Consider the following 6,509-nt stretch of genomic DNA (forward strand, 5'->3'; position numbering starts at 1 on the left):
CAGCACGCCAAGACCTCTGTACCAACAAGTTTGTGAAGCGTGAAGCCCGTACTCTTGTGTTGACTCAACGAAGATGAGTGTCGGGAGTCGTTCACGCGAAAACGGATCCCTCTGAGAGCGACTACAAGCCCCCACCCAAGTTCGGCCCCTCTCCCAGGGAGAGAGGAAGTAGGGGCTAGGACAAGGAGCAGTTTCGCCGCCGTTTGGAATAGTGGCTGTGCAACTGATGTCCCATCGAGCCCGGCAGCGGCTGTGGGGAATGCTGGCTTGGAGAATGCAGAGCGCTGGCCCCAGAACCTGCAGCTAGCTCTCTTCTTGAGATTGCCACCAACGGCTGAGGGGCCAATAGAGAGCGGGGGCCCACAGGCTGCTTAGAATAGCCGACGTGAGAGCATTGCGCTGATGGTTCCACCAGATGCTCTCCAGAGAACGTGGGCCATTGCCGCCAATAGCAGCGGCAGCGGGCGAGGAGTTCGCCAACCCATCTAGCCAATTTACCATTTCCGCTGGCTCGAGGCCAGCGGATCCCTGAGAGGCCGTCAACCACATCCATTGCAGTGCCATCAGCGTCTCGGCAATCACCACCATGCCGAAGACGATCAAAGCCACAGAGATGAAGTCCTCTTGCATGTAGCGCTGTTTCTGCAACTTGGCCGTGAGGATCCCGACCACTGCCAACCCCAGAGCATGGGTAGGATAAGGGTTGGTCAGGGCATCCTGCAGAAAACCCAATGTAATCCCGGCAACAGCCCCCTGCCAAGCCTTGCGCCGCACGCTCCAGCACACCACCCAGATCAGGGGCCAGTCGGGGGTTAAGCCCGCCAGCTCCAAGCCTGGCCCCCGCCACCAAGGGGCCACCACCGCCAACAGCCCCGACAAGGCGGTGACCAGCCAATTGAGGCGAGACTTAAGGTTGAGAAGCAGAAGGTTGAGCATAGCGGTAAATCAAGGCCCACTCCAAGAGGCCCAGGGGCGCCGACAGTTCAACAGTGGCTTGTGGGGCAGGGCTGGCATCCAGGTTGATGGCTCGAATCGTTCCCACCACAACCCCCGCCGGGTAGAAGCTGCTTAGGCCCGAAGTTACCACCACATCCCCCACTTCCACTTTGGGATCCTTATCGAAAAAATCCAAGATGGCATTCTGGGTGCCGGTGCCCCGCAAGATGCCCATGTGCCGGCTGCGGCTGAGCATCACCCCGACACGGCTGGTGGGATCGCTGATCAGCAGCACGCGGCTGGTGTTGGGGGTTACCGCCTCAACCCGCCCGACCAATCCTCCTGGTGCCATGACCACATCTCCTACCCTGACCCCATGTCGGCTGCCACGGCTGAGGGTGAGCTGTTGCCACCAGTGATCGGCGCTGCGGCCCACCACTGCCGCCGGGATCCTCGCCTGGGGCATCTGCTCGGTAAACTGCAGCAGTTGCTTTAGCTCGCGATTTTGACGCTGCAGCTCGGCCACCAGGGCCTGCAGCTCGCGGGTGGCGGCCTGGCTAAGTACGGCGTCAGGGTTCACAGGTGGGCGGATGGGTGCGGTGAGCCAACTGTACAGTTCCACCAGCAAGGATCCCTGAGTCTGGCGCAAAGCCCACGCCCCTCCTATCGTCGAAGCAGACAGGAGCAGCCCCAAACCATGGCGCCTCCACCACTGGTGTAGCCGATTCAATCAGCACCCCTTTGAACCACTCGACTCACACCTGCCCTTGGGATTCTAAGATCCTTAGGGAAGCGCATAGAGAAACGCTTCTAGCCTTTGAAGCTGCCGCTCAGGACTCGACCCAAGGTCTTGAAGTCCTCCAAAACCCGTCCTGTACCAAGCACCACACAACTGAGGGGATCCGGGGCAATGTGAACCAGGATCCCGGTCTCGTGGCTGATCAGGGCGTCTAGCCCCTTGAGCAACGCCCCCCCTCCCGCCAACATAATGCCGCGGTCAATAATGTCTGCCGCCAATTCCGGCGGCGTGCGCTCCAGGGTGCGCTTGATGGCCTCCACAATGACCGAGAGCGGCTCGGCCATGCTCTCACGGATCTCAGTGCTCTTCACCGTAACGGTACGGGGCAAACCCGAGAGCAGGTGGAGGCCACGCACTTCCATGGTCAGCTCCTCTTGAATTGGGTAGGCAGAGCCGATTTGAATTTTAATCTCTTCGGCAGTGCGCTCCCCGATGGTGAGGTTGTGAACTTTTTTCATGTACTGGATAATGGCCTCGCTCAGCTCGTCTCCTGCCACCCGCACCGACTCGCTGAGGACGATCCCTTGCAAGCTGAGGACGGCCACCTCGGTGGTGCCGCCGCCGATGTCGATGATCATGTTCCCGGTGGGCTCTTGCACCGGCAGCCCCGCTCCGATTGCTGCCGCCACCGGCTCATCCACCAAATATACCTCCCGCGAGCCAGCTTGCAGGGCCGCTTCCATCACCGCCCGTCGCTCCACGCCAGTCACCCCACTCGGGATCCCGATGACGATGCGCGGGGCGATCAAGTAACGACCTCCATGCACCCGCTGGATGAAGTGCTTCAGCATCATCTCCGCCGTGTCGAAGTCGGCGATCACCCCATCGCGCAGAGGGCGCACAGCCACGATGTTGCCAGGGGTACGGCCCAACATTTTTTTGGCATCTTCCCCCACGGCCAGCGGTTGTTTGGTGTTTTGGTCGATGGCGACAACAGAGGGCTCCTGTAGGACAATGCCGCGGCCAGCCACATAGACTAGGGTGTTGGCCGTGCCCAGATCGATGCCCATGTCACGGGAAAATCGGCTGAATAGCCCCACGGTAGGTTGCTCCAGTTTTTACTTCGTGAAGAGCAGCAAGTCTCGGTACCTACTATAATCCAATCCTGGGAGAGAATCTCCCCCGCCACGGGGATCCCTTTCCGAGTGGCGCAGTTAGGGCTGGCCATCAGCGGAAGTTGGGATTAAAATGGGTAGCTTCCTTTTTCCGGTTGCGATGCAGATTGTTGCAGCTTTGCTGAGCTTGGCCACCCCCAATTTGCCCCGTTTGTTGCACTTTTACCAGACCCTCTTGGGGATCCCGCCCCAAGTTCAGCTCTCCAGGGAGGGAGAGCCAGTGTATGTGGAGTTTCGCCTGCCTGGCCTGCGACTGGGCCTCTACCGCAGTCTCCATCCAGAGTTTGCCGCCCAGGCGGGGGCAGTAAGTCTTTGCCTGCAGGTGCAGGATCTGGCGGCATGCCTCGGATCCCTAGCGGCGGTGTTGGCGGAGCACCAGATCCCCGTTTCGCCCTTGCGGCAGGCCTTTCACGGCCAGGAGGTGGACTTCCAGGATCCCGATGGCAATCGCATTGTATTGCACCAACCTTCCGCGGCCTTCTGGCAGGCGATGACCTGGGAGGGCACTTGCAACTGAACCAAGACCCCTAAGTCTCAGGGGAGACTCTTTCGAACCTTTCCGAGCAAAAGTTGTGCCAGGTGCGTGTTGGGAAAAGTCCCCTATGGTTGAGTTGAGAAGAGTTGAAGCTCGGGGGCTAGGTATGGGTGCGGTGTCCCCGTCGAGGCTGACCAGGTCATGAAAAAACCTCTGGGCGTCTGTCCGTGTTTCGACCCCAGAGGCTTCTTCTCTTCACTCCTCACCAGTCTTGAGCGTACACGCCGCCTGAAAGGTTGTCAAGCATTTTCCCAGTGGGGTTGGCGGGTGGGAAACCGCACCAGAGTAGCGCTGCCGTAGAGGATCATCTGTTGAGGCTGTAGGCACACCCGATCTACCCGCAGCTCGCTCCCTTGCAGGGCTAGCCGATCCAAATCCAGGAGTGCATTCAGGTGATCCACCAAGGCTTGGCTCAGGGCCCGCCCCTCCTCTGTGTCGCCTTCACACAGCGGATCGGCAAAGCAAATGCGGCGGCGTTCTAGCACCTGAATGCGAGCGGAAAAGCCCACCTGCAAGGGCTTTGCTCCCCCTGACTGAACCTTGGCCTGCAATTGCAGCCGCTGCTCTGGGGTGATGTGAACCTCGACCTGATGAAACGACAGAGGCTTGCCTTCCTGCCCCACCTGGGCCAGCTTGCTCAGCACAAAAGGGGTGTTGAAAGATTGCGCCAGATCCGCTTCGCTCAGCACCACCCGCATTGTGGCCTGCACCGGCTGCCGCAGCTTGATCCGCCCCTGCCAGATTTGGCTGAAATCGATGGCCACAGCATTGCAAAACAGCTCCAAAAGCGAAAGCCGCAGGCCGTTGTACATCTGCAGGTGCTGGCCCCGCAGCTCAAAGCTGTCGATGCGTCCCTGCAACAGCTTGGCAATGGGCTCTGCCCGCACGCGCGCCTCCAACCGCTCTGCATGCTTAAAGAGAGCGCGAATGGCTGCGCTCACCCCCCGGCTAACCCAGTCGACGGCCATAGGATTCTCAAGGAGCAGTTCTGGCAGGAGTCCTGTGGTCATAGGGCAAGGTGGAGAGCGCCTACAGGGATCATAACTAAACATTAAGAAAAGTTACAGCTCCTACCGAGGGAGAGCTGCTCTCTCAAGGGTATGGGCGTCCCTCTTGCATGGCCGAGCGGGCCACGGCTGCGATCCCCTGGTCGGTGGCGCGGGGCAGATGAAAGTAGCGTCCGCCCGCCAGCTCGGCCAGCTCGGCGCCAAAGCCAGTGGTTACAAAGCGGCTCTGCGAGTCGATTAAGAGCAGCTTCAGCCCCAGGGCGCGGATACGCAGGGCGATCTCCCGCAGCTCCTGCTTCAGGTCAGTGGGATCGCCTTCGCTGCGTCCCAGAGAGCGGCTGAGGGGGATGTTAGCTCGGCCATCGGTAAGGGCCACCAGCATGACTTGACCCACGTCGCCACTGGCGCGAGCGTTCACCCCCAGGCGCACCGCTTGGGTGAGAGCATGGGCCAGGGGGGATCCGCCGCCACAGGGCAGGGATTCCAGGCGGCGGCGGGCCAGCTCGATGGAGCGGGTGGGGGGCAGCAACACTTCGGCAGCCTCGCCGCGAAAGGCAATCAGGGCAACCTTGTCACGGTTTTGGTAGGCCTCGGTCAGCAGGCGCAGAGCTGCGCCTTTGGCCGCCTGCATGCGGTTAAGAGCCATGGAGCCAGAGGCATCCACCACGAAGATCACCAAGGCTCCAGCTTTGCGGGCCAGCTTCTTGGCGCGGATGTCGCCAGGCTCGACGATGACGGCCCTCCCTGGGTGCCGTAGGCGGCGACTTTTCTGATAGGGGGCGGCAGCCCGCAGGGTAGCGTCAACGGCGATGCGGGGGTTGGCTCCCTGGGGCAGGATGGGCTTGACGTAGCGGCCCCGGTCGGTGCTAAACACCAAGCTGCGGGATCCCGTTTTTCCCTGTTGGCTTAGAGCTTGGGCAAAGGCCAAGAGGCGCGGGTCAAGGGCTACTTGTTCGGGATCGAAGAAAAACTCCTGGGGCAGGCTGAGATTTTCCGGCTGGGGTTCCGTCTCTTCTCTGTCTTCTCCCTCCTTGTCGGGCTCTGGCGGCTGGAGATCCGACTGCTGGGATGGGGGTGGGGGAGGAGGTGGCTGGTCGGGGTTGTAGCGGGCGCGGGGCAGCAGCACCAGTTGCACTGCCTGTTGCAGGTCTTCGGCCAAGAGGTGATCCCGTCCCTCCAGCGCCGCCAGGGCAGAGGCCGCCCGCAGGGCAAACTGCTCCCCTCGATGGCCTTGGACATTGCCGCGGATGGCCTCCTGCACCAGGTAGTGGATCTGCTCCCGCTGTGGCTTGACCTGGGGCAGCCACTCCCGCGCCAGGAGAATGCGGGTGCGGATTTCCTCCACTTCCGCCTGATGCTCGGCCAGAAAGGGCTCAGGGGCGTCGACAAATCGAGTTGCCCGCTGGACAATTTCCCCTCGCTCCTCCAAGCTCAGCTCCTGCCCCACCGGCACCACCAGCGCTAGGCGATCCAGCAGGTGGGGGCGCAGGGATCCCTCTTCGGGGTTGTAGGTGGCCACTAGGAGAGGCCGGCAGGGGTGCTGCAGGCTCAGCCCTTCTCGTTCCAGGCGGTTTACCCCCTCTCCCACCACTGTCAGCAGCAGGTTGACGATGGCGTCGTCTAAGAGGTGGATGTCGTCCACATAGAGCACACCGCGGTGGGCGGCAGCCAAGAGCCCTGGCTGGAAGACCGTTTCCCCCTGCTTCACCGAGGCCTCCACATCCACGGATCCCAGCAGCCGATCCTCCGTCACCCCCAGGGGAATCTGGACAAAGGGAGGGGCTATCAGTTGGGTGGGGGGTGTCGTCCCCTGCGGGTAGCGGGCCTTGGCCCAGTCCGACCAGGTCTCAGGCCGCGCCGGGTCGTCGTTGCAATAGGAGCCGGCGATGACCTCGATGGGAGGTAGCAGGGCGTGGATCCCTCGGGCCAAGACCGACTTGGCCGTGCCGCGCGGCCCCACCAGCACCACCCCTCCCAAGCTGGGATCCACCGCCGCCAGCAATAGAGCCAGCTTGGCGGTTTGCTGTCCGACGACAGCGGTAAGGGGGAAGGTGCGGGGAGGGGCTAGGGTTACGGATCCCAGGGGTGACTTGGGGAGGTGGGTCATCGACGGTTAA

The 6,509-nt window shown here is 61.8% G+C and carries 6 protein-coding genes; 1 reads left to right on the plus strand and 5 read right to left on the minus strand.

All coding sequences use genetic code 11. From position 1 onward, the window contains the following. Nucleotides 1-303 precede the first annotated feature (303 nt). The 3 genes from mreD to NW863_RS08700 form a co-directional block, all read right to left on the minus strand. Nucleotides 304-936: a rod shape-determining protein MreD gene (mreD, locus tag NW863_RS08690; protein ID WP_414365817.1), complete on the minus strand. Its 633-nt coding sequence runs from the start codon at nt 934-936 to the stop codon at nt 304-306. Continuing rightward, a complete protein-coding gene (gene mreC, locus NW863_RS08695; protein ID WP_414365818.1) occupies nt 908-1,666 on the minus strand; it encodes a rod shape-determining protein MreC in 759 nt (252 codons plus the stop codon). The genes mreD and mreC overlap by 29 nt, the downstream gene beginning before the upstream one ends. 80 nt (nt 1,667-1,746) lie before the next feature. Continuing rightward, nucleotides 1,747-2,775 carry a rod shape-determining protein gene (locus NW863_RS08700; protein ID WP_414365819.1) on the minus strand — a complete coding sequence of 343 codons (1,029 nt, stop codon included), beginning with the start codon at nt 2,773-2,775 and terminating at the stop codon, nt 1,747-1,749. Nucleotides 2,776-2,950: 175 nt separating this feature from the next. Here NW863_RS08700 and NW863_RS08705 point away from each other — a divergent pair, with 175 nt between their 5' ends. Then, nucleotides 2,951-3,367 carry a VOC family protein gene (locus tag NW863_RS08705; protein ID WP_414365820.1) on the plus strand — a complete coding sequence of 139 codons (417 nt, stop codon included), beginning with the start codon at nt 2,951-2,953 and terminating at the stop codon, nt 3,365-3,367. A 257-nt stretch (nt 3,368-3,624) separates the two neighbouring features. Here the strand turns inward: NW863_RS08705 and NW863_RS08710 are convergent, their stop codons facing one another. Then, nucleotides 3,625-4,353 (minus strand): DUF2993 domain-containing protein, encoded by a 729-nt coding sequence (locus NW863_RS08710; protein WP_414365821.1) that lies wholly within the window; start codon nt 4,351-4,353, stop codon nt 3,625-3,627. Between the two features lie 124 nt (nt 4,354-4,477). Further along, the gene (gene bchD / locus NW863_RS08715) at nt 4,478-6,499 is read right to left on the minus strand and encodes a magnesium chelatase ATPase subunit D (protein ID WP_414365822.1); all 2,022 of its coding nucleotides are present in this window, start codon (nt 6,497-6,499) and stop codon (nt 4,478-4,480) included. Nucleotides 6,500-6,509 lie beyond the last annotated feature (10 nt).

It is taken from the genome of Synechococcus sp. B60.1, from assembly GCF_047462555.1.
Classification (GTDB): Bacteria; Cyanobacteriota; Cyanobacteriia; order Thermostichales; family Thermostichaceae; genus Thermostichus.

Coding starts and splice junctions, on each gene's coding strand:
- mreD (WP_414365817.1), bottom strand. CDS start 936: ATGCTCAACCTTCTGCTTCTCAACCTTAAGTCTCGCCTCAATTGGCTG.
- NW863_RS08705 (WP_414365820.1), top strand. CDS start 2,951: ATGCAGATTGTTGCAGCTTTGCTGAGCTTGGCCACCCCCAATTTGCCC.
- NW863_RS08710 (WP_414365821.1), bottom strand. CDS start 4,353: ATGGCCGTCGACTGGGTTAGCCGGGGGGTGAGCGCAGCCATTCGCGCT.
- bchD (WP_414365822.1), bottom strand. CDS start 6,499: ATGACCCACCTCCCCAAGTCACCCCTGGGATCCGTAACCCTAGCCCCT.